Origin of the sequence: Bacillus cereus group sp. N12, assembly GCF_016483575.1 — a bacterium.
In the GTDB taxonomy this organism is placed as follows: domain Bacteria; phylum Bacillota; class Bacilli; order Bacillales; family Bacillaceae_G; genus Bacillus_A; species Bacillus_A toyonensis.
Genome location: NZ_JAEHBO010000048.1, coordinates 17812 through 42657 on the forward strand (window position 1 = coordinate 17812; position 24846 = coordinate 42657).

A 24846-nucleotide genomic window follows, 5' to 3' on the forward strand; every position below is an offset into this window, starting at 1 on the left:
TTTTTGACATATATTGAACTTTTACTATTTATAAACCCCTTCTTCGACTAACACCCTGTGTAACAAGCTAAAATTTTTAATCAACCTTTAACTTTATAGCTTTAGTGGCAATAAAGGTTTTAATATGCTTATCTAATATCCTTGTTCCACCAAAACCATCCTCGTAAAAACCTGTTATAACAAAACCAGCTTCAATTTGGCCTTGGATTTGGTCTTCTAAAGTATGCGCATATTCTATTGTTTGATTTGAATCGATGTAATCTTGAACTTCATCCTCTGGTAAATAATCCAATGTTGATGAAGGAATTGAATGTTTAACATCAAGAATACCTTTTTGTTCTTGGTTATCATCAAAAATCCATAGTAACGGATTTGTAAATCCAGCAATAAGAATACCTTTATTCTTTAAAACCCTAGAAACTTCATTCCATACAAGATGAACATTTTTTATAAACAAATTAGAAACAGGATTTATAACAATATCAAAATATTCATCCTCAAAATCACCAAGGTCTGACATATCTCCTTGTACTGTTTTCAAATTCAAACCATCCCGTTTTGCTACCTTTTCATCTTGTTCCAATTGCTTCTTAGATATATCAGTAACTGTTACATCTGCTCCAGCAGCAGCTAGAACTGGTGCTTGTTGTCCGCCACCTGATGCTAAGCAAAGTATCTTTAATCCATCTAATGACTTTGGAAACCACTCTCTAGGAACTGATTTTTCCGTAGTGACTGTAATCTCCCATTCACCTGATTTGCTTTTCTCAATAGCCTCGCTACTTACAGGCTGCGTGTATCTAGAACCTTCTTCCACCTTCTTATCCCATGCATTACTGTTTTGTTGTGTAGTATCCATTGCGATTTTTCCTCCTAACTACCTAGTTGCAATTTAATTGTAAGATTATTAACTATTTATACATTCCTTTTTTTATTAACCTACCAGATAGTAAATACTTAGTTGTATATATTTATCTTAACAAATAATCGACCGTAAATATAAAAAAATTCTAAATAAACATGAAATTAGACAACTATTCAATTCATTTAAAATAAACGATATTAATTAACAATTCCCCAAAAATGATATACCAACAAAAAAGGCGTTCCAAACCTGTTGACAGTTGGAACGCTTTTTAAAGTTATTTAATTTTTCAAACTCTTAACTAAACACATTATACAAATAAGCGATGCTTCTTTTTTATTCAGCAAGCGTTAACTGCCAAGACACACCATACTTATCATTTAACCAACCAAACTTTTTACTAAATGGATAGGCACCTAAAGGCATAAGAATTGCTCCATCCTGCGCTAGTTTATGAAAGACCGTTTCAATTTCTTCTTCTGTCTCACAAGTTACATAAAGAGACATAGCTGGAGTGAATGTAAAATTATGATTTACATAACTATCAATACACATAAACTCTTGGCCATTTAGCGTAAAAGTTGCATGAATTACAGTTCCCTCTTTACCAGGTCCATTTTCATCGTAGCGAGAAATACTTACAATTTCTGATTGATCAAATAGGGATGTGTAAAAATTCATCGCTTCTTCAGCTTTTCCTTCAAACATTAAAAATGTAGTAATTTTTTGATTTGTGTTACTCATATAGAGACAGCCCCTTGTTATGTATTTATGCAAAACATACATCGGTCAACGAAACCGAACGTATATTCTTATAAATGTATTGTCTATAAAAACGATGAATTTGTCAATTATCTAATTTTCATTTCTTCTTAAACAATGCTGTCCAAAGAAATGATTCCCCAAACATATCATTCGGTTGTTTCATTTGTTTCATCCTTCTAATCTCAATTACCTCAAATTCTTTAAATATCTCTCTTAACTTTTCTTCCGAGTATGCAAGACCACCTTGTAGACTCCATCCTCTATATACGTCCCAATCTGTTATTTCTGATCCATTTCGTTCATCCAAATCACCTGCTGCAAAACATGTTAATCCGAAATAACCACCTGATTTTAAATATCTATCAATTAACTCTATATAATTCATTCTTCTATGTGGTGGAATATGATGAAGGCAACCAGAATCATATATAAAATCAAATTCATTTTGAACCTCTAAATTGAAAATTGAATCACAAATGAAGTGAATTTGTACCCCTTTTGCCAACGCCCTCTCTTTTGCCCACTGAATGCCTTCTGCAGATAAATCCACTGCTGTAACATCAAATCCTTCATTCGCTAAATAAATGGCATTTCTACCTGGACCACATCCAAGTTCTAATACTTTCCCTTTTGAAACTCTCTCTTTTTGTATATACGAAACTAGATTCTCATCTGGACTATTTTCAAAAAACGGAACATCCTTTTCTCTATTGGCATAAAATTCATTCCAAAATGGTTCTGCAGGTCTTAATAATGAATCAAGCATTTTTAAAATGTCTTCTTGTGTGTGTAACGTTTCATTTTTCATTTGCACTCCTCCATATTTTAATAGTCAGAAAATTATTATATAACCTCCTGAACATTCAGACAAATAAAACTCCACATTTTATTCTTTCTTTATTTTTCAATTCACTTTAAATACGGTAAATGAAATTATCAACTTTACTCTCATTGAGCAAATGCATACCAACCTAATCTTAAAATACAAAAAGAGCCACAAAAATTTGTGACTCCTTCTGCATTCATAATTGTATCAGGATTTTTTATTATATATCGATTTCTCTATTAACAAACAATATATCTCTTCATCCCAATTACCACTTCATATTTTAACGCCCACGTCTTTTCTGACCTTGATTTGTACTACTTTTCTTATTGCTTGGCTTATTAAATGATCGATTATTTTCATTTCTCGAATCACGTCTGGAACCTTCACGGCTATCTCTTTGACGATTTTGACCTGATTTCTTTGGAGCCGGCTTTGGTACCGGTTTTCCATTTTCATCTACACGTTTTATCTTCGGTTGTTCGATTATTTCTCTTTGTATTGGTGCACCAAGCATTTTTTCAATTTCTTCTAAATGTTTTTCATCTTTCGCTGCAACGAACGTAATTGCAAGACCTGATCCACCTGCACGTCCTGTTCGGCCAATGCGGTGAATATAACTTTCTACATCTTCAGGGATATCATAGTTAAATACGTGCGTTACACCATCTACATCAAGTCCACGAGCTGCTACATCCGTTGCGATTAAGTACTGAATTTTAGCTTCGCGGAAACTCTTCATAACCCTTTCACGTTTCGCTTGAGGTATATCACCATGAAGTTCAGCACAATTATAACCTAGTCCTTTTAAATTATCATAAAGCTTACTTGCTCTAACCTTTGTACGACAGAAAATAACTGCTAAAAATGGCTGATCACGATCCATAACAAAACGAAGTGCATCTGGCTTTGCACGATCTGTCGTCTCAATGACACGCTGTTCAATTGTATCTACCGTTACTTCTTCACTTTGTACTTGAATCATTTGCGGCTCATCCATATAACGTTTCGCCAATTTTTTAATATCTTTTGGCATCGTTGCTGAGAATAACATCGTTTGTTTGCTACCAGGTGTCTCATCTAAAATATCTTCAATATCATATAAGAAACCGAAATAAAGCATTTGATCCGCTTCATCTAGTACAATCGTTGAAAGATTACTTAGATCAATTGTTTCACGTCGTATATGATCTAATAATCGTCCTGGTGTTGCTACAACAATATGTGTATTACCTTTTAACTTTCTCAATTGTTGTGCTACATCTTGCCCGCCATAAATCGCTAGTACATTAATATCTTCTCTTTGAACAAGCATTTTTTTAATTTCAGTTGTAATTTGCAATGCTAGTTCCCTTGTTGGTGCAACAATTAATGCCTGAACATCACTAGACTCTGGATCGATTTTTTCTAAAATCGGTAAAACAAATGCTAATGTTTTACCCGTTCCTGTTTTCGCTTGCCCAATAATATCTTTTCCTGACATAATAACAGGAATTGCTTTTTCCTGAATTGGTGTTGCTTCCGTAATTCCATTTTCACGTAATGTATGATTAAAAGTTTCACTAATTCCTAATTCTAAAAAGTTTTTCAAATAGACCACTTCTTTTCCTTATTTTTCACATTAGCTTTCATTGTACCATTTGTTTCGCCAAATATGAAAAATAAAAAAATTCTTACCTTCTTTTTTTATATTCATCATGTACTAGGTGGACAAATTCTTTTTGTTTTGTCTCGGAATTTATTAATACTTCCATGTTAGTAGTAGACAAAATGAACTTTTTAATTTTTCTATTACTCCAAATTAGTCTTGTATACTTTGTATCTTCGTGTAGCTTTCGAAACCACTCGAATTCACTTAACTTTGCAATGTGATGTTTTAATTTCATATCATTTCGAGGATAAAATGTAATTATAGCCATTATTACATCAAGCAATAAACTCATCTTTTCCCCTCCTATACATATATATTTCAATGTTAAGGAAACATAGGTACAAGGTGATAAAATTGACCAATACATTCATAAAGATATTTTGTATATTGTTCTTACTATATTTTCAATCGACCTCAATTATTATGGCGAAATCTCAAACAAATGTGATAAGTGAATTTAAACAAGCTTTACTCCAAAATGATAAAAAATTAATGCGGTCATATGTAACAGAAGGGATTGAACTACCTACATTCCAAAAGGAAAAACCTATTCATGAAATTAAAATAATACCATCTCCAAAAGAAGATACTACAATTCTTATTTCCTATTTCAAAGACACTGATGATGAATTTACTATCGGTTACATTTTAGAAATAATAACAAAAAACAATAAAATATCTCAAATTAATCAAATTTACGATGGAACTAATCCTCTAATGAAAGAAGCTACTATTGTAAAAAAATATGAAATGAAGTGTAAGAAACATATACTTACTCCTACAAAATTCCCGTTCGAAATTCATGAATTTCAAGGGTACATCTATAACGATTACTTAGAACTACGATACTACAATAAAGATAGTAATGGGATTTTTAAAATCACTGTTTCACCAGTTCAACATAAATTAGATCAATATTTACATAAGGGCACTAAATTTTACATTTTAAAACATAATATAAAGGCAGTATATAATCCTCATTTTGATTTAGCATACGAACTTATCTTTCAGAAGGACGGTTTTCAATATAAAATCGCCCTTGGTAACAAACTATACATAAAAAGAAAATACAATGTTACTGATTTAATAAGAATTGCGGAATCTATGAATTAAAAAAACGATCTTTTCAATATAAGAAAGATCGGTTTTTTTATATATTTTATATAATGAGTTTTCCTCCATGATAGCAATAATACTTTACGGCTTTAAGGCTTTTAATCCTTTTTAATGACTCTTCTGCTTTTTCTATATCTAAGCAAAAATTTGGATTAGCTATTACTAATTCATTATTATCTTGAACGGCCGCATCCCCTGTAATTACACAGTCTAAGTCCGGAAAATATAATGAAATATGCCCCGAAGTATGTCCTGGCGTCGCTACTATTTGACATTTATCATTCAAAATCATTTGACCATCATATACTTTTTCATCGACGGAAATATGTCTTATATTTTTTAACTGTTGTATAAACCATTCACTAAATTCTTTCTCTTCAATTGGCATATGTTCTAACATTTCTTCAGCTTGAACTAGTCTCTCTGATTTTATTTCACCATTAATGTAGTTGGATTCTATTTCACTAGCAATAACATGAAGTTGAGGATATTTCACTTTGAAATCGTATAAAGACCCTATATGATCATCATCATAATGAGTAATAATTATATTTTTTAAGTTTTTCATCTCATATCCATGTTTTAAAATTTCATTTTCAATTAAAGGTAAAAAATTTTTATAACCTGTATCTACTAAAGTTAATTCATTGTTTAATACAATTAAGCTCGGATAAATCCATTGTTTTCGCCCGTTACATTCAAATTCAATTGGTAATTCTATTATCTTCATTTCCCTTCCCCCATACCGTTTATTAAATGTTTAATAATAACTGCATCATCCACATACATTTTACTATACATATCACGAATTGAAGTATGGGCTTCTTTAGTTTCTGTACAAAATTCAAACTTGGTCTCACTTCCCATTAACAGATTTCCGACAAGCTTCTCGATTAAATCCGTCTGGGTATCTTATTGCTAATTTAGATATATTCATTTGAGCGATGTCATCTAACGTATATTCCACCTCATGAGCCGTGATAGAGATTATAGTACATAATGTCACCCAATTCTAAAGCTAACCTATAAGTATTGCCGTTCTCTTCTCCTAAACAATGAACCGGATCAAATCCATGCCCATGGAAAATAGCCTTTCTTACAATATCAGCAACCTCACCATTTTTGACTACATAAATTTTATTATCCATACTATGTAATGAAACACTGTAGGTCGTTGCATCATAAACATTATATTATTTGGAACAGGTAATTTCCTATTCTTATGGAATTATAAATTAAGAAACAAAAATAAAATGGATTATTCCCTCACTTCTTTGTCCATCCTTTTAAAAAATATATGTTTTTGTAAAAGGAGTGTTTATATGGAGAAACAGACGCTTTGGAAAAAATTCAAAAAAAGCTCCGCAAACCTTGGAAAATCCAGCGTATATGAAAGTATTATTTTATTTTACACAATGAAAAAGAAAACGTTACCTACTAAAGCAAAACTCATAATATTAGCTGCTTTATCCTATTACGTATTAACAATCGATTTCATTCCAGATATAGCTGCTATTATCGGTATTGGCTTATTAGATGATGTTTTAGCAATTGCTGTAGCGCATAAATACGTTATGAGGCATGCAGACGCTAAAATTCGTGAAAAGAGTAAAATTAAAATGGAGTCCTTGTTTACTTCAGCACACATTTAACGAAGAAAGATAGGCTCTCACTTGTCTTTGTTCACTACTTATCCATCTTCTATAGCTTTTAATCCAATGATTTGAACAGTGTTAAAACAGAAAAAAGAACTAAAATAATCTTTAGTTCTTTTTTTATCAAATCAATTTATTTTTGAACAATCTTTAAAAAGAGCCTATTTTAGTGTACCAACTAATACAGGCTCTTTTCTAATTCAAATTTGCAAAATCCGCATCATTTTACGCTATACTTTGTTACTTCAACAACATTTCTCTTTCATCGCTTTCATCATAGACATAGTTGTCTTCATCATTTCATCACATTCGTTCATTTTTACCATCATTGCCTTATCCATTTCTACATCCATTTGCATCATGTTATTCATCATCATTTTCATACACTTCATTTCACACATCATTTTTTCCATAGACATCATCATGTTTGTTGTTTCTACCATCATAGTTTTTTCCATATTAACATCCCCCTAGAATTTTTATGTTACAAGTATAAAAATTCCTTTTTGTTTTTCTAAAACCTTCTTAGTTTACCTCATACAAATATTTATCAATATTTTTCCCTCTCTATTGATTATTGATTCGCTTTTTTTATTGTCACGCTGAAAACGTACATATAATAAAAAGCATCTTATTTTAGATGCTTTTTATTATATGATTGACACTATGAGCCCATTTATTTCGTGAACATAGGTTAAATCTATTATTTTTCATAAAATTCATGAATCTGACTATAACGTATTATAGTTTTATTCATATACTGTAGTAGATTACTAGAAAGGAGGCGTATATATGGAAAGTTGTATTGTGTTCGTAAACGGCCAACCTTTTTTAGTACTCACAGTTGCTGGCATCGAAATTGCTAGATTGGAAATTACTCTTCAAGTAGCACTAGCTTTGAGAGTTCTCGGTATTCCAATCTGTGAGTAGTCCATTTAAGTAAGTTTAAAAGAGGGCTTTCGCTCTCTTTTAGACTGTTGTCAATACATGTACTTCTATTCGCTTAGCAAGTGTAAATTATAACTTTATAAAATTTATATATAATTATTTACGCTAAAAGGACTTTCTGTAACATACACCTGCAAACAATTCAACATCCTCTTCCTATCACGTTCTTTATAATGATTTAAACATGCAATTTGGATCCAATTATTTTTTTGCAAATAAGATGACTCATAATGAACAATGTATCCTTGCAATGCTAATGCATCGCCTACTGCTTTAGAAGAATACCCTTCATTTAACTGAATGGTGAGTATAATTTGCGCGGTGTGCTCTTTAGGTGAAACAAGCTTTAAACCCATATTAGTAATAGCTTCTTCCATATAAGCATATGTCTCTTTTATTTTTACAAACGCCGTTTCATCCTCAAATTTCTTCAATGCTTCTTGCAGTGCGTAAATTAAATTCCATGAATGAGAATATGGAATACTGTCATTCATTTCATACATACCAATGTCCATATACGCAGGTATTGCTTCGTTTTTCTCTATATTGTGATTATGAAAAACGAAAGATAGTCCTGTAAATGATTTAATCGCTTTCCCGCTAACGCCACTTGCAAAATATACATCCTTCAAATCTATCGGTATTGCTCCAATTGAACTAATACAATCTACACATAGTTTCATATGATATTTTTTACAAAAAACATTTAGCTCGTCCAAATTATTTAACATTCCAGTTGATGTTTCATGATGAACAAACCAAAGCCATTCATAATTTCCACTTACAATTATTTTTTCTAATTCGATTTGTTTAAACGGCTCTCCCATTTGTTTTTTATACGTATCAAAATTTAAATGTGCTCGTTTTGCCTGCTCAATTAATCTATTACCAAACTCTCCATTCGCTAAAACTAACCCTTTACCTTTTAAAGAACGTATCTGTAAAGCAATCGCATCATTCGCTAACGTCCCTGTTCCTAACATAATTTGTACATGTTTTGCTTTTGTCATTTGAAGTAATCGTTTCTTTACATTGTCCATTGTCACTTGAAATGACTTAGAACGATGCGAAATAGGCTTAGTAGAAAACGCCTTTTGAACATTCTCTTCCATGTCTACTGGACCAGGTAAAAACGTAAATTCTTTCGTCATAATACCTCCAACACTCGATTCTTCGAACATAGCAGGTGTAACATACATTGGCTGAAAAGCTGCTTCTTCTGTTCCAACTAACGTATGGAAAGATTTGAACCCCATTTGCTCATATAAAGGCAGCTCACGTGTTGTAGCTGAAATGAGTGCCAATTCATATCCATTTAGAAGCAAATAACGATGTAAAAAGCGAATTAATCCTAACAACGCTCTACCATTTCTATATTCACGTTCTACTGAAAGCAAACGAATTTCATATACGTTTTCACCATGTTTGTTTAAATATACATCTAAATTTGAGATTTTATTATGTAATGAGAATGGGCGTTTTCCTCTTACCGCGACCATACCTACTAACTTCTCACCGTCTAAACAAATTAAATATGTATTTTCTTCATGAAATCGATCTATACGAAAACGTTCCTCCGTTTCTTCATGTTGCGGAATTTCTTCTACAAATGTTTTATAGTTCAATTTATGTATACTTTCAAATTCCCAAGCTTGATCAGCAATTTTATAAATTATCCCCATGTCCTATCCCCTTTCTCTCTACTTATTGCTCGTTGTTTAATTCATAAAAATTATAAGTGGAGATACCCCCACTTATAAAGTGAAACTTTAATCAGTGAGGGTTTTGTTCATCCTCCACTGATTATTAGCCTTCACCAATCGGGCTTTTACGGGCAGCCCGCCCCCCACCTAACTTCTTTGCTTCCGCTGAATTTTGAGGTGGGGGTCTTACTGCCCGGCAAATAGCGGGATAAAAGGTTCACTTTATTCTCGATTTACATATAAAATAAGCACAATAATAAGTACACTTAATATAGTCGTACCAATAGAGTAAGAATAAAAAACCATACAAATTGGTAAACAAGCAATTGTAATTAACCCTGGCTTTGTAAATCCTTTAAATATTAAATAAAAAACAATAAAAATACCTATGAGGGTAAGCGCTATCAAATAATCAAATGCGATGAGTCCTCCGATAAATGTCGAAATTCCCTTTCCGCCCTTACCTTTAAACAACATTGGGTAAATATGTCCAATAATAACGGTCAATAATGTTAACATTACGAATGTAGCATCTTCAAAAAGATATTTTGCTATACAAACTACAATTGCACCTTTAATCGCATCACCTAAAAATGTAGCGACGAAATACCATTTTCCATATACACGCCCCATATTTCTTGCGCCAGGATTTCCGCTTCCTTCATCCCTAATATCAACGTTATGTCTCAACTTTGTTACTATATAAGCGGTCAAGATGTTACCAAATAAATAAGAAGCCACCAAATACAAAAACTGCATACTATTAATCATGTAATCATTCACTTTCTACATGGGAATACATATACACTATTCAATTACTACGTATATTGTACATTTTTCAATCTACATCCCTTTGTACATTTTAACATCATATTTTTACAAATCATACAAAAATTCTCATTTATCTATTTACACTTTAAAATATACATCCTTCATTAAATAATATGTTCCTTTCACTGCCATTTCTGATTGTGATACAAATGTAAGTTCTTCAATCCTTTCCTCACAGCACTTCTTAAATACATCATATATTTCAGGAACTAAACGTAATATGCTACCACTTACTGCAATTGGAGTTGAAAACTTACATTGCATCTTATTATAAACATCTACTGTAATTCTCGCTAATTCCTTACCAGCTTGCATCATAATTTCATGTGCACCCTCATTCCCATTTCTCGCTTCCTGAATAACTAATGGTGCGATTGCTGCAACTTTATCTTTTGAAGAAGTATATACTAGGCTTTTTATATGAGACGGTGTCAAAAGTTGAAACTGCCTTTGAATATTCAAGCTTAATGGACAAAGGCTAACTCCTTGATCGAATTGTAATGCCATTTTCTTTAAAGCTTGTAATGCAATCCAATATCCGCTTCCTTCATCCCCTAAAATATGTCCCCATCCACCGCTATACTCGTATACTGTCCCTTTCTTTCCTAGGCAAATCGCACCTGTACCGCCAATTGTTAAAATTCCTTCCTTCCCTTTTAAAGCAGCTGCATGTGCAATCATTGCGTCATTAAAAACTTCAATTTGTGTTCCGTACTTCTTTTTTAGACGTATTGTTAATTCATTTGTATTTGCTCCACTTATACCTGCTAATCCTAAACAAATACAAACGCAATGCTCATTTATTAAACGTTCCCAACATTGATTAATCGCATCTATAATATGTGTGAGTGCATTCTCATAATTTATTACTATATTTCCAAATCCACTCGTACCTCTCGCAAGCTCATTTCCGTCTTGATCAAATGCAATTGCTTCTGTCTTCGTCCCCCCACCATCTACTCCAATCATATACTTCATTTACTTGCCCTACTTTCATCTTCTAGTCGTATGGAAAGTTATATTCCCTAAAACAACCGGTTCCTTAGCACCTGTAGCACTCGGCACATTACTCGGATTACGATGGTACGTTTCGTTTGCTAAAACTGCAAATGCGATTGCTTCTTTCGCCGCTGAAGAATACCCAATATCTTCTTGAATACATATTCTGCATCTTTCTTCTCTTAATTTATTCTGTATCATTTCGACAAGTGTGTCATTATAGCTTCCGCCTCCACCTAGAACTACCTCATCAATTTCATACAATGGAAAAATAAACTCCTTATAATGATGAACAATTGAACTTGCTGTAAACATCGTGACAGTCGTCAATATACTTTCTTTACTATACTTTTCAAATCGCTTTAATAATTCACTCACAAACTCTTTTCCAAATTGTTCTCTACCTGTTGATTTTGGTGGTTTCATTTTTAAGAATGGATGGTTCATACAGTATGTTAATATTTCATCTACAACTACCCCCTGTTTTGCAATTTCACCCTTTCGATCATATGGTAAATGAAATAATCTTTGACACAATTCATCAATTACCATATTTCCTGGACCAGTATCAAAAGCAATAACACTTTTATTACTTCGTTTACTTGGTATGACTGTAACATTACCAATCCCACCAATATTTTGCAGTATCCTATTTTTAGTTCGATGCTGGTATAAAATAATCTCTGAATATGGTACAAGTGGTGCGCCTTGTCCTCCTGCTGCCATATCCATCGTTCGAAAATTAGAGATTACTGTTGTTTCCGTTTCATATGCTATAACTGCTGGTTCTCCAATTTGTAATGTCGAAGAAATAAAATTGCCTTCTTGCTTGGGCTGATGATAAATCGTTTGTCCGTGAGAACCTATTAAATCTAATCGCTCCAATGACCAATTAGCCTTTTTACAAATTTCCTTTACAGCATTAGCAAAACATAAACCAAGCTTAAAGTTCAAACTGCATATCAATTGAACATTAGATGTATCATTTGATAAAGCCTGCTGTATCTCATTTTTTATATCCTTACAAAACGGAACAGTAATAAAATGAATGAGTTCAACTTTAGAATCTACACCGTTTCCTTCAATATGAACGAGCGCTACATCTATTCCGTCTAACGATGTACCAGACATTATCCCTGCAATATACATACTATGCATGCCCCCCATTCACTAAAAAACAATTATGTAAGTAAACAACGTACAACCTACAGAAAACAATATAAATCTAATAAACAACTGGCCTTTCGATACAAAGGTGCCATCAATGAAAGAAACAACGATCGTAAGCAAAACACTTGCCGCAATACTTGTAACGAGCCATATACTATGCATTTGTGATAGATTTAGCATTCTTAATACAGGTACTAAGAGTAAATTTGCACATATTACTCCAAACAATAATATAAATACACCTTTATAACTAAATTTTATATTCATTCCTTTACACCTTCTCTCAGTTTAATACGAAAGAAGTGATAGACAAAAAGTCTATCACTCAAAATAACCGTATAAAGTTTAAGGACTAACAGATTCCCCGTCACCATTCTTTTCAATTTCAAGCATATTTTTGTCATACATTTTAAAGAATGGTAGGTAAATAAGAAATGATATTGCTATATTTATAAAAACTAATACTACTGCGCGCCAATCCCCACCTGTGGCTAAATACGCGCCAATTGGAGCTGGTAATGTCCACGGCGGCATAATATGTGTTGGCGTTACAAATCCCATCGCAGTTGCTGAGTATGCAACAGTTGCTGTTACGAGTGGTGTAATGATAAACGGGATAATTAAAATTGGATTTAGTACAATCGGTAATCCGAAAATAACAGGTTCATTAATATTAAAAATACCAGGAACAATACAAGTTCTTGATAATGCTTTCGAATATTTTGATCGACCAAATACAATCATAGCTAATACAAGCCCTAACGTCGCACCAGAACCGCCAATCCATATAAACCATTGATATAACGGCTCTGGTGATATGAATGGCAACTGATCTGCTCCACTGGCAACTGCTTCACCATTTTTCCCTAAGTAAACTTCCCATAATGGCCGAGCAACAGTTCCAACAACCGACACACCATGGATTCCGAATGACCAAAAAAATGTAATTAAAAACACTGGAATGATTACACCGAAGTAACTATCACCAGCTTTTACTAATGGTGCTGCTAATTTATCAACAACGTGGTGTAAATCAATGCTAAAAACGACAGTTACTAGACTCATTGTAATAATAACGAATGCAGCAGGTATAAGTGCTTCAAATGAACGTGATACAGATGGCGGTACTTGTTCTGGCATTTTAATCATTACATTTTTCGTCTTACAAAACCTTAATATCTCTACGGATAAAATAGAAACAATCATCGTCACAAATAATCCATGACCTCCGAGATTTGTCATCGGAAGCATAAATCCTTTTTTATCAATTAATTCAGGGGTTAACGTTAATAGCAGTGAACATACCGCAAGCTGTGCTCCTGATAAAGCATCTAGCTTATAACTTTTTGCTAAATTATATCCTATTCCAAATGCTATATATAAAGACATAATAAACATCGTTAACCGATATGGTATTAATATACTTGTTTGATTTTTCAATGCCCATACTGATATGAAACTATCTTTCGGTAATGGTGGAAATGCTACTATTAAAAAGAAACTCCCTACGATAATAAATGGTAACGCCGAAATAACTCCATCACGGATTGCTTGTAAATGCCTCTGTTCAGAAAGCCTTGCCATCGGTCCAGATAAGTTTTTATCAAGAAACGTGACAAACTTATTCATAACGCTTCCCCCTAACTAATTAATTCATTTACAGTTTTCAACAAAGTCGGTCCACCAAGCGGTGTGTATGCTTGCGGTGGAATAATACCGCACGGAATGGATTCCTCTTCTGCAAATTTTTTTACAGAGGCAAATCGGTGTCTTATTTGAGGTGCAACCATTACAACATCCCAACCATTCTTTACTTCTTCCTCTACCTCATTCGTTCCAATTGCATGCACTTCCATGCTCACACCTTTTTTCTCCGCTTCTTTTTTTAAAGCGTTTACAACAATTGCGCTGGACATTCCTCCAGAACAAACGAATAAAACTTTCATTATTGAAGCCTCCTATACTTATAAATTATTTCCTTCAAATGAAAGAAAGTTTCACTTTACTAACAAGCATATGAAGACATGAAACGATTTAGTTATACTGAAAGTAAATTTCACTAAAAATATTTTTCCTATTAAATTAATGTTTCAATATTTATTTTTCTCAATTGCAAGGCCAACCTCACATCATATATTATTTTAAATAATCGTATAATAGGGAGGCGTATAAATGATTATGAAACGTTTATTAATGATGTGTTGTATCATTATCTTGTTTACTCCTTTCTCTTTCATTTCCCCTCACTCTACCTATGCTGAGGTAAATACTACTTACAAAAAGCATGAATTACGCGCTGTATGGATAGCATCTGTTCTTAATATTGATTGGCCCTCAAAAACTGGCTTACCTATCGAAAAGCAGAAACAAGAATTTATAAAATTATTAGACGATGTAAAAAACACTGGTATGAATGCAGTCGTTGTACAAATAAAACCAACCGCTGATGCTTTTTATCCTTCAAATTACGGTCCTTGGTCTGAATACATTACAGGTTCACAAGGAAAAGACCCTGGATACGACCCGCTCGCATTTATGATTGAAGAAGCACATAAAAGAAATATAGAATTCCACGCATGGATTAATCCATACCGAATAACGATGAATCACACTGATATAAATCGACTATCAAAAAATCACCCTGCAAGACAACATCCCGATTGGGTTGTACCTTACGGCGGGAAGCTATATTACAACCCTGGTATTCCAGAAGTGAAAAACTTTATAACAGAAGGCGCTTTAGAAATCGTAAAAAATTATGATGTTGATGCAATTCATATGGACGATTATTTTTATCCTTATAAAGTAGTTGGCGAAGAATTTCCTGATCAAAAAACATTTGAATTATATAATAACGGAAATTTTTCAACTATCGAAGATTGGCGTCGCAATAATGTAAATGAACTCGTAAAAGGTTTAAATACTGCTATAAAACAAGAAAAATCATACGTAAAGTTTGGCATTAGTCCGTTCGGCGTATGGCGAAATATAGCTGACGATCCAACTGGCTCTAATACAACCGCAGGTCAAAGAAACTACGATGATCTTTATGCTGACACACGTGAGTGGATACAAAAAGGGTACATTGATTACATTACACCGCAAATATATTGGAATATCGGTTTCACACCTGCTGCATATGACATATTAGTAGATTGGTGGGTAAAAGAAACAAATAACAAACCGATTCACCTTTACATCGGTCAAGCGGCTTATAAAATTAATAACAACTCTGTCCCTGCTTGGTCTAATCCAGAAGAATATCCGAAACAAATCGCATTAAACCATCAATATCCACAAATAAAAGGTAGTATGCATTTCAGTTTAAAAGATATAAATAACAATCCACTTGGAATAAAAGATAGACTCTCCAAAGACATATATATACATCCTGCATTAATCCCGCCCATGCCTTGGCTTGATCATGATCCACCAAAACAACCTACTTTAAAAGGTGCCATTCCAAGAGATGACGGTATTGCTGTAGGAATAATTGACAATAGAGATAATGACTCTGCTTATTACGCCATTTACCGTGTGAATGGAAAAAATGAAGTGGATATACACAACCCAAAACATTTACTTACCACTGTAAGAAAAACAAAACTTGGAGAAATTTACGTAGATAAAACGACTATTTCTGGAGAAACGTATACGTATGTGGTAACTGCAGTTGATCGATTGCATAACGAAAGTGTTGCTTCTAGTTATACTACCGTTAAGGCAAAATAAAATCTCAAAAAAACGCCTTAAAGCTGTGAAACACTTAGCTTTTAAGGCGCTTTTTCTATTTATTCTTAAACTTCTCAGTCGCTGCTCTCATCTTCACATTCAAATCATGATCAATGGAGTCCCGAATATCACGCTCTACTACTTCCATTTCTTTTTTGAAATTTTGCAAGTAGACTTTTAACTCTTCTTCTTTTTCTGGTCGTTGTGACGGAGGTAATTGCACCACTAAAGATAACATCGCAGTTAAATCTTTCATTAAGAACGTTTCAAGTTTATGTTGTTGTTCAAACATACGCTGCTCTTGATAATACGGCAATGCATTTAATACTGAAATTGTAATATCATCAACTGTTCTTTGTAATGAAGGATTTATCGAGCGTTTATACGTTTGAATTGTATTCAATGCATCTGGATATCGATCATAAAAATACAATTTATAAAACGATAGGTCTGACGGTTTTACAGTTTGCTGCGTTTCTTGTCTTAAGAAATCTTTCACTTTCATCGCGGCCACATCGATATCTTCATTTGTAAGCTTTTTCGTTGTTTTTGCCATTACATGCACTTTTTTCTGTTTTTCTTTCGGTAACATTGAAAATACTTGCTCTCTCGTACGTTGACTTGATGTACAGAAAAGAGTATTCAATGTATGTTGTTCTTTCTTTCCTTCTGTACGAATCCATCGATAAAAGAGTGGATGTTGCGTAAACTCTTGTAAAAACGGTGTCGATTTATTCGATAACTTTTCTATAGAATCTTGCGCCCTCTTATATGGTTTCGTCCATGAAAAATACAGTTTACGTCCGAAATATACTACTAAAACAACGACAGTAAATGCGATTAAAAGTAATGTACCTAATAGTACTAATACTGTTTGAATGAAACTCATTTTTTCACCTCCTCTAATAATCTGTTATTTCCTTGGACGTTGAATGAGTTTCTGCTTCATCTCATCATTAAATGTGTCTAATTCAATGACAAATTTCTTACTAGACTCAATAATACGTTCTGACGATTTCTCAGAAGCTTCAATCGCTGCGAATACATTTTGGAATGATTCACGTAATTTATCCATGCTAATAGCAGGATTTTCAAGCAACTTTGTTGTTTCTTCTGTATTTTGTTTCAATGCTTGAGAGTTACTTAATACCATTGATTCAATTGCTTCATTTGTCGCATTAACAGCATCAATTGTTTTACGTTGATTCGTTAATGCTAGCTGAATAGCAGCTGAAACTGTTACAACGTTTTGCGTCATCGTAATTGCATTACGAATTGCCTCTGTTAACTTTTCATTATTTTTCTTGATGATATCTACAGATGCAATCGATTGTAATAGTACACTTTTCGCTTGCTGCATATTACGTGTACGTACAAGTATCTTTTCTAATGCATCGTTTATTAATGGAATATCTCTTTGACGCTCTGGGTTTTGCTTCTCAGCTTCAAGCATCCCAGCAAGTTTTTTCCCTAAGTATACTTGTTTATCAAGAGCATGAATTTTATCATGCGATTGCTCTTTTAACATTTCAAGGCCAACCGTATCTTCTTGCAAATTGTCACGGCCAATTAGAAGGGATCTAATAATCTCCTCGATTTGCTTATCTATAGATTGGTATTTATGCACATATGTTTCAAGTGGATTTTTTTTGAATACTTTAAACATTATTTTCTTCATACCACTTGCTTTTAATGAATTCGGATCAAGCTCTGATACCACTTTTCGTAACTCTAACAATGTATTTGGAATTTCTTCATTTTTCCCATTCATCATCGCTGTTACAGGACGTTTTAACGCCGATAACGTTTGTCCTGCTGCTTGTTGCTCTTTATCCCCTAAATCTCCTAGCTGAGACAATACTTTTGATAAATCTGTATTTTGCTCGCTATTTAACTTTTGTACATAAAGATCAGCTTCTTTATTCAATTCATCAAGTTCTTCATCTTTTATAACTGTATCAACTACTACTCCTACATTATTATCTTTCACAATTGATACGGGTTCTTTTTTCTCGAGTTCAGTCAACAAAATCGCTCCTTTATTTATATGTGCGAATTTATATGCACTATTTTTCATTTCATTTATCGTATTTCATGTACAATCAGTCTGTTTGAAATCGATTTTTCAAGAAATATCTGCTTATGCAGTCATTCCCTGTTTCTTAGTATAAGTATACCTGTTATCCACATTATTTTCCTCAGACTTAAGACCTAGAGAAGAACATGCTGAAGGCGGATTCTTCGTATGTTATCTATATAATTTACATTCTTTCTGTCATGCTGTAGTCAATCTTTTGACATTTGCCGGCTTTCAATGTGATAATTATATTACGTTCACTTCTATTTATTTTTGCGCGCTACAAATGCTCCCTTTTGAAACGCTAATAACACCGTTTCAAACACATCATCCTCTTCAATCATTTTTATGAAATCAGCTAATTCACTCGCATGGGAAGTTGCATTATCAATAACAAGAAATCCTTTTGGTTGTAAAATACGTTTTATATGCTCAAGCCACCACATGTATTGTGTACGCTCTGAATCTAGGAAAATAAAATCAAATGAATAATCGAGTTGCGAATCTAAAAATGCCCCTGCTTCTTGATTATGAACATCAATTCTTTGTAATAGGTTTGCCTTTTCAAAATTTACAAGCGCCTCTCCCACTCGTTCTGAAGAAAGCTCTACCGTTGTTACATTTCCATTTGTTTCTTCTACCGCATTCGCTAACCACAATGTAGAATAACCATTAGAAGTTCCAATTTCTAAAATTTTTTTTGCATTACACCCTTTTACTAAAACTGATAAAAATTGCCCCATTTCACGAGAAACATTCCGTAATTTTTCTTCCCGTGTTTTTTTATTCTGATCATGCTCTTCTCCATATTGTTCAAGTTGAAATAATAATGAATTTAACGTATCCATTCTTTTCATCGCCTTTCCAAGCAATATGATGAAAAAGCTCTTGCTGCCCGTCTACTTTTCATTATATGCGAAACGAAAACCTTTTTCCCGTTATATGACAAAAATTTATAATTTTTTATAGCATATTGTTTCGTTTTTTGGTAAAGTTAATTTCTACGTGCAATTATTCCATTCTTATTATTTCATATTAAAATTGCAGTTATTAAATTATATAAACCCCATTTAAATGAATCGGTATTTCAAATTCAATTAAGCGCCCTTTTTGGACGCATTTTCTTTTGTTTATATATTTTTCGAAGAAAGGATGCTTACAATGAACGTGATTAGCTTAGATGCTGCAAGAAAGCGAAAGCAGCATAAAAAATTAATGATTACAATACCGATTATTACACGTATTTATGAAGAAGACGGGGAAATTAAATTTGAGGTAGCCGGTGAAAAAGATGTACCTCTTGAAATGTTAGAAAAGTAATAAAATAAAGACGCATTTCTGTTGAAATGCGTCTTTATTTTATATTTTCACATTTAAATGCATAAGTTTTTCAGGATTAACCATCATATAAATGTTTGAAATTTTCTCATTCTCAAATGAAAATGAAAGTACATAAGTCACTTTATTATTTATAGTAACAATAACTCCTGGTGCACCATTTACCATTTTAAAATTAACATTGTACTCTGCCGGGAACTTTTTCGCAATTCCAAAAAATAAACGTATAATTCTATCTGCAGAATAAATCGGATGAATTGCAGTTGTCACTTTACCGCCACCATCTGCTTTGAATATCCCATCTGTTTTTAATACTTCTAACATGCCTTCCGCATCCCCACACTGTAATGATGATACAAACTTTTCAACATAAGCAGCCATTTTCTTCGTACTTAATTTTGATTGCTTCGGTTTATCCAAAATACTTTTTCGTGCCCGTTGAAAGATCTTCCTACAGTTCACACTACTCTTATCAACAATTGAAGCTATTTCTTCGTATTCATAACTGAAAACCTCTCTTAATATGAAAACAATCCTTTCCACTTCAGACAGTTGTTGTAAAAGTAATAAATATGCTGTGGAAAGGGATTCTTTTATTACAAATGACTCTGATGGCTCATCACTCTCTTCTACAAGTGGCTCTGGTAACCACATCCCCACGTACACGTTACGTTTATGCGCTGCCGAACGTAATTTATCGATTGAACGATTTGTCGCCATCTTACACAAATATGCTTTCATATTTTCGATAGACTGTATATCCTCTATATTATCAAGCGAGATAAATACATCCTGAACGATATCCTCAGCATCCATAACACTCCCAAGGATTCTATATGCTAACGAAAATAATAATGGCTGATATGCTTCATATAATTGCTCCGTTTCCATGATGAACACCTTCACTTTCTAATTGCTTTAAAATGTGTAACGCTGCACGTTTTCCGCTTGCTACTGCAGCATCAGCTAATAATTCATCCTGCCCAGTCCAATCACCTGCAACGTAAACACCTGGCATTTCAGGGATATTAGGACCTGGAGTTTCAACTCGTTCAATATGAGGAAAATCATATGCTACTGTTATTTTCGGTAAATATTGCTGCGCAACAACTTCTCTTTTCCAATTTGGATGTAACAACTCCATCGCACTTTCTAACTGTTCTTTATCTTCATGAATATGATTCATCTCTAGCACAGGATTATGGTACTTAATTAGACTCACTGCAATGGATCCATCTTCACTTAATTTAGCTGCTCTTGATTGATTCGTGAAAAATATAGGTTGATCTAACCCTAATGCAAATTGATGTGTAGGATTGGGTAATCGTCTCAAACCAATATCTAATGCAGCAGCGGTAACCAGTACCGATTGTTCACTCCATCTATGCAAACTTGTTCCTTCTGTCCCTTTTATTATTTTACAAGCCTCTTTCGGTGGAGTCGTCACGATGACTGTACCTACTTCAAATACCTCATCGTCAAAACAATGTATTCTTTGTTTATCTTCATCATGCTCTATTTCCAAAACATGCTTTTTAGCCAAAAATTGCACCCCGACATTATTGGCTATATCTCTTAATTTTGTTATAATCGTCTCCCAACCACCATCTACATAAAGTACACCTTCTTTCATAGATAGTTGTATTTGCTTTAGTACTGAAGAAGCTAATTGTATTGTAGGAGCAAACGTATATGTTGTTGTTCGGCATAGGGCATAAAATATATTGCGAACCATTGGATCTTTTATTTCATTTTCCGCCCATGCAGTTAGGCTCATTTTTGGAACTTCTCCTACATCTAAATTCCCTAAACGAATCATAAAACGTGAGAATTGTACTTTTGCAGACCACGAAAGTAGTGGCGTTGATAAAATAGAGCGAAAATCTGTTGGGATAGTGAATATATCCCCTTTCCATATTCCATGTGCTTTTGTAGTTGGTATTCCACCCGGAAGATTCATACCGAGCTCATTAAAAGTTAAAAATGCTGCTCCTCCTCTATATAAGGCATGTGCACCAAGATTCATGCAGATCCCATTTTTATTTATAGTCATCCCTCGACCACCAAATCGACTGGACTTTTCTAATACAATCACTTTCTTTCCAGCTTTCGCTAAATATATAGATGCTGTTAATCCAGCAAGCCCACCACCAACAATTGCTACATCAAATTTCTTCATAATAAAATCCCTCCTTATCGTTCTACATACAAGACGAACGATTAAGGAGGGATGTGACATGAAAATACATTTTTATTTATCTACTTACTTTCATTATTTTTTATTCGGTCATATTGCATTCGAAATAACTCAATTGCAAATGGAATATCCTCTTCACTCTTTATATAATAACTTATCCATCCTGATTCAGGTAATATGTGATGTGCTTTCACTAATCCTTGGTTTACTAATTCATCTCGCTTTAACTTCGGAAACGGTAAATCAACTAATTTATCACCATGAAGATGACCAAGTTCCTTCTTACCATAATTTATTTCAATACCACCAAATCGATGCGGTTTTTCAGAAACACCCGTCCAGCTGAGCACTTCATTTCTAATCATTTCACTAAATGACATAAACATTCACTCCTTATAAATGATTGATGTAATTTAAAATTAACATTTTCATTACTTTTTTCCATCAATCAAAAGTATGAATGAGAATACGAATATAGTTTAATCTCAACACCTTTATTTTTTACATATTTAAAACAATTTTAAACGGGATTTATTCTATTGAAATAAGTTATGAACTCAGCCCCATTTACTCTGCCTACTCACAACTACAAGAATCTCAAAACGTATCATGTATCACCACTACAAGTATGCTAGATTGCTATAAAACCCTTGGAATGATTCATCAATTATACAAACCAACTATAAACGATTTCGAAGACAATATAGCACTTGAAAATAGCCATTTTAATAACAATTTATTAACTACAGATCCGATCGCTTTCCACAATCTAGTATCGTATGAACTATTTGAAAATATCATAACGGCTTATACTTCAGATTTACAACCCATTTATTTACCAGATGGTGCTACAATTATTGATTCTACTTTCTCTGCATTTCCAAGACTTTCACATAACATGAAACAAGCAAAAGTAAATGGCATACCTGTTCCACTTAAAACAAAGGTATCTCATTTTGACGTCATATAAATCCATTTTGGTTTAAAACAAAACTTGGCATTATTGTGGCTAAATTACGCCTATACCGCTAAAGCACAATTAATTATTCAGCAATAACCTATCTTAAATACAAGACCAATTCCTTTCTAAAAGGCATTAGTCTTTTCATATAACGTAACCATTAAAATATACTTTAATATTTTTACTCCTTACCTAACATCACGAATTCCGCCTTTCGTTCGTTCACCCTAATTTTTATCCATATTAACGTTATGAGAAATAAGAAGTACAGGCTATATTCTTTATAAAATAAGTGAATGTATTACGATACAAACAAATGCACATAACTAACACTAGGCACATATCCTAAATTTGTATCCATACTTTCCAATAGAAAGGCAGGTAATACAATTGACTTCCAATATTGACTACACCTCTCCTTCAACCAATTTCACTCATGATGTAAGTAAAAGTAATTTTTTTAAGAAAGATGCCCAAAACTATATAAACGTACTTGGCATAAAACAATTAAATACTTTAGAAAACACTTCTTTACTAGATATTTATTTAAGTACAGGCAATGTTGTAGAACCACATATTCATCAAAATGCAGCTGAACTTGTTTACTGCATTTCAGGATCTGCTGTTGTTTCTTTACTTAATCCATTTACAAATCAAATATTAAACTTACCGATTAAACCAGGGCAAGTTGCCAACATTCCACAAGCATGGTGGCATTACGAGATCGCTTCAGCGGATAATACTCATTTATTAGCTATTTTCGATGCCCCAACCCCAGAAGTTATTTTTGGTTCTGATATTTTAAGATTAACTCCAGCCAATATGATGGCTCATACTTATTGCCTCAATGAACAACAATGGAAACAAGCGGTATCCCCTATTCAATCTACTACAGTAATTGGTCCTCCAGCAAACTGTAATCAGAACCGCGGAACTCAGCCTCCTAATCCACAACAAAATTTATATTACCAAGATTCATATTATTTCCCTCTTTACTGGGGATATTAATTTATCTCATTAAAAAACAATTATTTATCTCCTTGGAAAATACCTAGGAGATTTTTTATCGTAACAATTAATAGAGTACATACATATAATAGTTATATATTTAATTGGAGGTGATAGTACTATGAGTAATTATAACTATCGAAAAAACTACTCTCATAATAAAAATAGTAGTTCATCCACATCCTCTCAGTCTTCGAATTCTCAATCTTCCAATTCCCAATCACAAAGAGATTTAGCCGAGCAAGGCTATGTAAAGAAAAAAGGATGTAACTGCAATAAAAATAAATAAGATCTTTTTTAGCTATACAAAAAGGAATACTCTTAAAAAGAGTATTCCTTTTTTCAATGCTCACCATTTAAGACGCGATGCTTAGACGAATGTTATCCCTGCACTTGCGAATCCTGTAATAGCAGTAGCTATATCAAAACCTGGTGTAGTTGATGAAACAACAAGTAATATCTTATCTTGTGGAGCGACCGCAATTGCTTCTCCGATAATACCACTTGAAGTGGCACCGATAGCAATTAGACCACTAAATGCTGGTGTTAATAGTAATGGTACACCTACTGGAGTGAAAGTATTACTTGCTGCTGGTGCGCTGTACAACTGCATTTGAATTTGTATGCTTCCTAATGCTAAAGCAACCGCTACAGTTACACTAAAGAATCCTGCTAACGAAGTAATTGTACCTGCGCGAGGAGCTACAAATGCGAAATCAAATACTGGAGGTACAGGGCCTATAGTAATCGGGCCACCAGGTGGGACAATTACAGGGAAGAATGAACTTCCAAATCCAAGAAGTGCTCCTGTGTTTGCTAATCCACCTAAAACAGTTGCTAATGCTACTGGTGTACCTGATGCAAACGGAATAACCGCTCCAGCTCCTGTTGCTCCTGTTAGGCCTGTTGCTCCTGTTAGGCCTGTTGGACCTGTTGGGCCTGTTGCTCCTGTTGGACCTGTTGCTCCTGTTGGGCCTGGTGCTCCTGGAGCACGAGGGCGTGCT

28 protein-coding genes and 2 pseudogenes are annotated in these 24846 nt (G+C 33.6%); 7 read left to right on the forward strand and 23 right to left on the reverse strand.

Going from position 1 to position 24846, the window contains the following annotated elements; genetic code table 11:
- Nucleotides 1-76 precede the first annotated feature (76 nt).
- The 5 genes from JDS92_RS19680 to JDS92_RS19700 form a co-directional block, all read right to left on the reverse strand.
- Nucleotides 77-859 (reverse strand): class I SAM-dependent methyltransferase, encoded by a 783-nt coding sequence (locus tag JDS92_RS19680; RefSeq protein ID WP_199632406.1) that lies wholly within the window; start codon nucleotides 857-859, stop codon nucleotides 77-79.
- Nucleotides 860-1201: 342 nt separating this feature from the next.
- Nucleotides 1202-1609 carry a VOC family protein gene (locus tag JDS92_RS19685; RefSeq protein WP_000072494.1) on the reverse strand — a complete coding sequence of 136 codons (408 nt, stop codon included), beginning with the start codon at nucleotides 1607-1609 and terminating at the stop codon, nucleotides 1202-1204.
- 118 nt (nucleotides 1610-1727) lie between these two features.
- On the reverse strand, nucleotides 1728-2438 hold the full coding sequence (locus JDS92_RS19690) for a class I SAM-dependent methyltransferase (RefSeq protein WP_199632407.1): 711 nt from the start codon (nucleotides 2436-2438) through the stop codon (nucleotides 1728-1730).
- A 301-nt stretch (nucleotides 2439-2739) separates the two neighbouring features.
- Nucleotides 2740-4056 (reverse strand): DEAD/DEAH box helicase, encoded by a 1317-nt coding sequence (locus tag JDS92_RS19695; protein WP_098711218.1) that lies wholly within the window; start codon nucleotides 4054-4056, stop codon nucleotides 2740-2742.
- Nucleotides 4057-4129: 73 nt separating this feature from the next.
- Nucleotides 4130-4399: a hypothetical protein gene (locus JDS92_RS19700; protein WP_087968946.1), complete on the reverse strand. Its 270-nt coding sequence runs from the start codon at nucleotides 4397-4399 to the stop codon at nucleotides 4130-4132.
- A gap of 62 nt (nucleotides 4400-4461) precedes the next feature.
- On the opposite strand from JDS92_RS19700, the gene JDS92_RS19705 reads away from it, so the two are divergent.
- Nucleotides 4462-5220, forward strand: a complete 759-nt coding sequence (locus tag JDS92_RS19705) for a hypothetical protein (protein ID WP_140158435.1) — start codon at nucleotides 4462-4464, stop codon at nucleotides 5218-5220.
- 46 nt (nucleotides 5221-5266) lie between these two features.
- On the opposite strand, the gene JDS92_RS19710 is transcribed toward JDS92_RS19705, so the two are convergent.
- The 3 genes and pseudogenes from JDS92_RS19710 to JDS92_RS30995 form a co-directional block, all read right to left on the reverse strand.
- Nucleotides 5267-5953 carry an MBL fold metallo-hydrolase gene (locus tag JDS92_RS19710; protein WP_087968944.1) on the reverse strand — a complete coding sequence of 229 codons (687 nt, stop codon included), beginning with the start codon at nucleotides 5951-5953 and terminating at the stop codon, nucleotides 5267-5269.
- Nucleotides 5950-6090, reverse strand: coding sequence for a hypothetical protein (locus tag JDS92_RS19715; RefSeq protein WP_000534382.1), 141 nt, complete (start codon nucleotides 6088-6090; stop codon nucleotides 5950-5952). The genes JDS92_RS19710 and JDS92_RS19715 overlap by 4 nt, the downstream gene beginning before the upstream one ends.
- Nucleotides 6080-6341 (reverse strand): annotated as a pseudogene (locus JDS92_RS30995) (MazG nucleotide pyrophosphohydrolase domain-containing protein); the annotation flags it as partial. The pseudogene JDS92_RS30995 and the gene JDS92_RS19715, both read right to left, overlap by 11 nt.
- A 204-nt stretch (nucleotides 6342-6545) precedes the next feature.
- On the opposite strand from JDS92_RS30995, the gene JDS92_RS19720 reads away from it, so the two are divergent.
- The gene (locus JDS92_RS19720; protein WP_199632408.1) at nucleotides 6546-6875 is read left to right on the forward strand and encodes a YkvA family protein; all 330 of its coding nucleotides are present in this window, start codon (nucleotides 6546-6548) and stop codon (nucleotides 6873-6875) included.
- A 248-nt stretch (nucleotides 6876-7123) separates the two neighbouring features.
- On the opposite strand, the gene JDS92_RS19725 is transcribed toward JDS92_RS19720, so the two are convergent.
- Entirely contained in the window at nucleotides 7124-7336 is a 213-nt protein-coding gene (locus JDS92_RS19725) for a hypothetical protein (protein ID WP_000416118.1), read from the reverse strand.
- Between the two features lie 334 nt (nucleotides 7337-7670).
- On the opposite strand from JDS92_RS19725, the gene JDS92_RS19730 reads away from it, so the two are divergent.
- Nucleotides 7671-7808 (forward strand): DUF3956 domain-containing protein, encoded by a 138-nt coding sequence (locus tag JDS92_RS19730; protein ID WP_000443202.1) that lies wholly within the window; start codon nucleotides 7671-7673, stop codon nucleotides 7806-7808.
- Between the two features lie 104 nt (nucleotides 7809-7912).
- Here JDS92_RS19730 and JDS92_RS19735 read toward each other — a convergent pair whose 3' ends face one another.
- The 7 genes from JDS92_RS19735 to JDS92_RS19765 form a co-directional block, all read right to left on the reverse strand.
- Nucleotides 7913-9508, reverse strand: a complete 1596-nt coding sequence (locus JDS92_RS19735) for an aminotransferase class V-fold PLP-dependent enzyme (protein WP_199632409.1) — start codon at nucleotides 9506-9508, stop codon at nucleotides 7913-7915.
- 243 nt (nucleotides 9509-9751) lie between these two features.
- Nucleotides 9752-10300, reverse strand: coding sequence for a glycerol-3-phosphate 1-O-acyltransferase PlsY (plsY, locus tag JDS92_RS19740; protein ID WP_000610841.1), 549 nt, complete (start codon nucleotides 10298-10300; stop codon nucleotides 9752-9754).
- A 138-nt stretch (nucleotides 10301-10438) separates the two neighbouring features.
- Entirely contained in the window at nucleotides 10439-11338 is a 900-nt protein-coding gene (locus JDS92_RS19745; RefSeq protein WP_087968941.1) for a BadF/BadG/BcrA/BcrD ATPase family protein, read from the reverse strand.
- 15 nt (nucleotides 11339-11353) lie between these two features.
- Nucleotides 11354-12508 (reverse strand): anhydro-N-acetylmuramic acid kinase AnmK, encoded by a 1155-nt coding sequence (gene anmK / locus JDS92_RS19750; protein ID WP_087968940.1) that lies wholly within the window; start codon nucleotides 12506-12508, stop codon nucleotides 11354-11356.
- A gap of 21 nt (nucleotides 12509-12529) precedes the next feature.
- Nucleotides 12530-12796 (reverse strand): hypothetical protein, encoded by a 267-nt coding sequence (locus JDS92_RS19755; protein ID WP_087968939.1) that lies wholly within the window; start codon nucleotides 12794-12796, stop codon nucleotides 12530-12532.
- A gap of 78 nt (nucleotides 12797-12874) precedes the next feature.
- Nucleotides 12875-14158, reverse strand: coding sequence for a PTS sugar transporter subunit IIC (locus JDS92_RS19760; protein WP_087968938.1), 1284 nt, complete (start codon nucleotides 14156-14158; stop codon nucleotides 12875-12877).
- Between the two features lie 11 nt (nucleotides 14159-14169).
- Nucleotides 14170-14475 (reverse strand): PTS sugar transporter subunit IIB, encoded by a 306-nt coding sequence (locus tag JDS92_RS19765; protein WP_087968937.1) that lies wholly within the window; start codon nucleotides 14473-14475, stop codon nucleotides 14170-14172.
- Nucleotides 14476-14701: 226 nt separating this feature from the next.
- On the opposite strand from JDS92_RS19765, the gene JDS92_RS19770 reads away from it, so the two are divergent.
- Entirely contained in the window at nucleotides 14702-16261 is a 1560-nt protein-coding gene (locus JDS92_RS19770) for a glycoside hydrolase family 10-like protein (protein ID WP_199632410.1), read from the forward strand.
- A 55-nt stretch (nucleotides 16262-16316) separates the two neighbouring features.
- Here the strand turns inward: JDS92_RS19770 and JDS92_RS19775 are convergent, their stop codons facing one another.
- From JDS92_RS19775 to JDS92_RS19785, 3 genes are all read right to left on the reverse strand, one after another.
- Complete coding sequence (locus JDS92_RS19775; RefSeq protein ID WP_000008388.1) at nucleotides 16317-17150, reverse strand: DUF3974 domain-containing protein; 834 nt, start codon at nucleotides 17148-17150, stop codon at nucleotides 16317-16319.
- 24 nt (nucleotides 17151-17174) lie between these two features.
- Entirely contained in the window at nucleotides 17175-18287 is a 1113-nt protein-coding gene (locus tag JDS92_RS19780; RefSeq protein ID WP_000137414.1) for a toxic anion resistance protein, read from the reverse strand.
- A gap of 314 nt (nucleotides 18288-18601) precedes the next feature.
- The gene (locus JDS92_RS19785; protein ID WP_033663278.1) at nucleotides 18602-19195 is read right to left on the reverse strand and encodes an O-methyltransferase; all 594 of its coding nucleotides are present in this window, start codon (nucleotides 19193-19195) and stop codon (nucleotides 18602-18604) included.
- Nucleotides 19196-19499: 304 nt separating this feature from the next.
- Here JDS92_RS19785 and JDS92_RS19790 point away from each other — a divergent pair, with 304 nt between their 5' ends.
- On the forward strand, nucleotides 19500-19658 hold the full coding sequence (locus JDS92_RS19790) for a hypothetical protein (protein WP_001100984.1): 159 nt from the start codon (nucleotides 19500-19502) through the stop codon (nucleotides 19656-19658).
- A gap of 39 nt (nucleotides 19659-19697) precedes the next feature.
- Here JDS92_RS19790 and JDS92_RS19795 read toward each other — a convergent pair whose 3' ends face one another.
- The 3 genes from JDS92_RS19795 to JDS92_RS19805 form a co-directional block, all read right to left on the reverse strand.
- Entirely contained in the window at nucleotides 19698-20567 is an 870-nt protein-coding gene (locus JDS92_RS19795) for a sigma-70 family RNA polymerase sigma factor (protein WP_199632411.1), read from the reverse strand.
- Entirely contained in the window at nucleotides 20545-21855 is a 1311-nt protein-coding gene (locus JDS92_RS19800) for a phytoene desaturase family protein (protein WP_087968934.1), read from the reverse strand. The genes JDS92_RS19795 and JDS92_RS19800 overlap by 23 nt, the downstream gene beginning before the upstream one ends.
- A gap of 80 nt (nucleotides 21856-21935) precedes the next feature.
- Nucleotides 21936-22253 (reverse strand): luciferase domain-containing protein, encoded by a 318-nt coding sequence (locus tag JDS92_RS19805; RefSeq protein WP_000010331.1) that lies wholly within the window; start codon nucleotides 22251-22253, stop codon nucleotides 21936-21938.
- A gap of 155 nt (nucleotides 22254-22408) precedes the next feature.
- On the opposite strand from JDS92_RS19805, the pseudogene JDS92_RS19810 reads away from it, so the two are divergent.
- Together JDS92_RS19810 and JDS92_RS19815 are read left to right on the forward strand one after the other, a co-directional pair.
- Nucleotides 22409-22930: pseudogene (locus JDS92_RS19810) on the forward strand (TGS domain-containing protein); the annotation flags it as partial.
- Nucleotides 22931-23224: 294 nt separating this feature from the next.
- Nucleotides 23225-23842, forward strand: coding sequence for a cupin domain-containing protein (locus JDS92_RS19815; protein WP_087968933.1), 618 nt, complete (start codon nucleotides 23225-23227; stop codon nucleotides 23840-23842).
- Nucleotides 23843-24212: 370 nt separating this feature from the next.
- Here the strand turns inward: JDS92_RS19815 and JDS92_RS19820 are convergent.
- The coding region (locus tag JDS92_RS19820) for an exosporium glycoprotein BclB-related protein (protein WP_274606222.1) at nucleotides 24213-24846 on the reverse strand (634 nt) is incomplete at its 5' end.

Excerpts from the sequence above, each read along its gene's own strand:
- plsY (WP_000610841.1), bottom strand. The coding sequence starts at position 10,300 with ATGATTAATAGTATGCAGTTTTTGTATTTGGTGGCTTCTTATTTATTT.
- JDS92_RS19800 (WP_087968934.1), bottom strand. The coding sequence starts at position 21,855 with ATGAAGAAATTTGATGTAGCAATTGTTGGTGGTGGGCTTGCTGGATTA.
- JDS92_RS19685 (WP_000072494.1), bottom strand. The coding sequence starts at position 1,609 with ATGAGTAACACAAATCAAAAAATTACTACATTTTTAATGTTTGAAGGA.
- JDS92_RS19795 (WP_199632411.1), bottom strand. The coding sequence starts at position 20,567 with ATGGAAACGGAGCAATTATATGAAGCATATCAGCCATTATTATTTTCG.
- JDS92_RS19700 (WP_087968946.1), bottom strand. The coding sequence starts at position 4,399 with ATGAGTTTATTGCTTGATGTAATAATGGCTATAATTACATTTTATCCT.
- JDS92_RS19755 (WP_087968939.1), bottom strand. The coding sequence starts at position 12,796 with ATGAATATAAAATTTAGTTATAAAGGTGTATTTATATTATTGTTTGGA.
- JDS92_RS19725 (WP_000416118.1), bottom strand. The coding sequence starts at position 7,336 with ATGGAAAAAACTATGATGGTAGAAACAACAAACATGATGATGTCTATG.
- JDS92_RS19735 (WP_199632409.1), bottom strand. The coding sequence starts at position 9,508 with ATGGGGATAATTTATAAAATTGCTGATCAAGCTTGGGAATTTGAAAGT.
- JDS92_RS19775 (WP_000008388.1), bottom strand. The coding sequence starts at position 17,150 with ATGAGTTTCATTCAAACAGTATTAGTACTATTAGGTACATTACTTTTA.
- JDS92_RS19710 (WP_087968944.1), bottom strand. The coding sequence starts at position 5,953 with ATGAAGATAATAGAATTACCAATTGAATTTGAATGTAACGGGCGAAAA.
- JDS92_RS19760 (WP_087968938.1), bottom strand. The coding sequence starts at position 14,158 with ATGAATAAGTTTGTCACGTTTCTTGATAAAAACTTATCTGGACCGATG.
- JDS92_RS19715 (WP_000534382.1), bottom strand. The coding sequence starts at position 6,090 with ATGGGAAGTGAGACCAAGTTTGAATTTTGTACAGAAACTAAAGAAGCC.
- JDS92_RS19790 (WP_001100984.1), top strand. The coding sequence starts at position 19,500 with ATGAACGTGATTAGCTTAGATGCTGCAAGAAAGCGAAAGCAGCATAAA.
- JDS92_RS19805 (WP_000010331.1), bottom strand. The coding sequence starts at position 22,253 with ATGTCATTTAGTGAAATGATTAGAAATGAAGTGCTCAGCTGGACGGGT.
- JDS92_RS19690 (WP_199632407.1), bottom strand. The coding sequence starts at position 2,438 with ATGAAAAATGAAACGTTACACACACAAGAAGACATTTTAAAAATGCTT.
- JDS92_RS19785 (WP_033663278.1), bottom strand. The coding sequence starts at position 19,195 with ATGAAAAGAATGGATACGTTAAATTCATTATTATTTCAACTTGAACAA.
- JDS92_RS19730 (WP_000443202.1), top strand. The coding sequence starts at position 7,671 with ATGGAAAGTTGTATTGTGTTCGTAAACGGCCAACCTTTTTTAGTACTC.
- JDS92_RS19765 (WP_087968937.1), bottom strand. The coding sequence starts at position 14,475 with ATGAAAGTTTTATTCGTTTGTTCTGGAGGAATGTCCAGCGCAATTGTT.
- JDS92_RS19745 (WP_087968941.1), bottom strand. The coding sequence starts at position 11,338 with ATGAAGTATATGATTGGAGTAGATGGTGGGGGGACGAAGACAGAAGCA.
- anmK (WP_087968940.1), bottom strand. The coding sequence starts at position 12,508 with ATGTATATTGCAGGGATAATGTCTGGTACATCGTTAGACGGAATAGAT.
- JDS92_RS19720 (WP_199632408.1), top strand. The coding sequence starts at position 6,546 with ATGGAGAAACAGACGCTTTGGAAAAAATTCAAAAAAAGCTCCGCAAAC.
- JDS92_RS19770 (WP_199632410.1), top strand. The coding sequence starts at position 14,702 with ATGATTATGAAACGTTTATTAATGATGTGTTGTATCATTATCTTGTTT.
- JDS92_RS19680 (WP_199632406.1), bottom strand. The coding sequence starts at position 859 with ATGGATACTACACAACAAAACAGTAATGCATGGGATAAGAAGGTGGAA.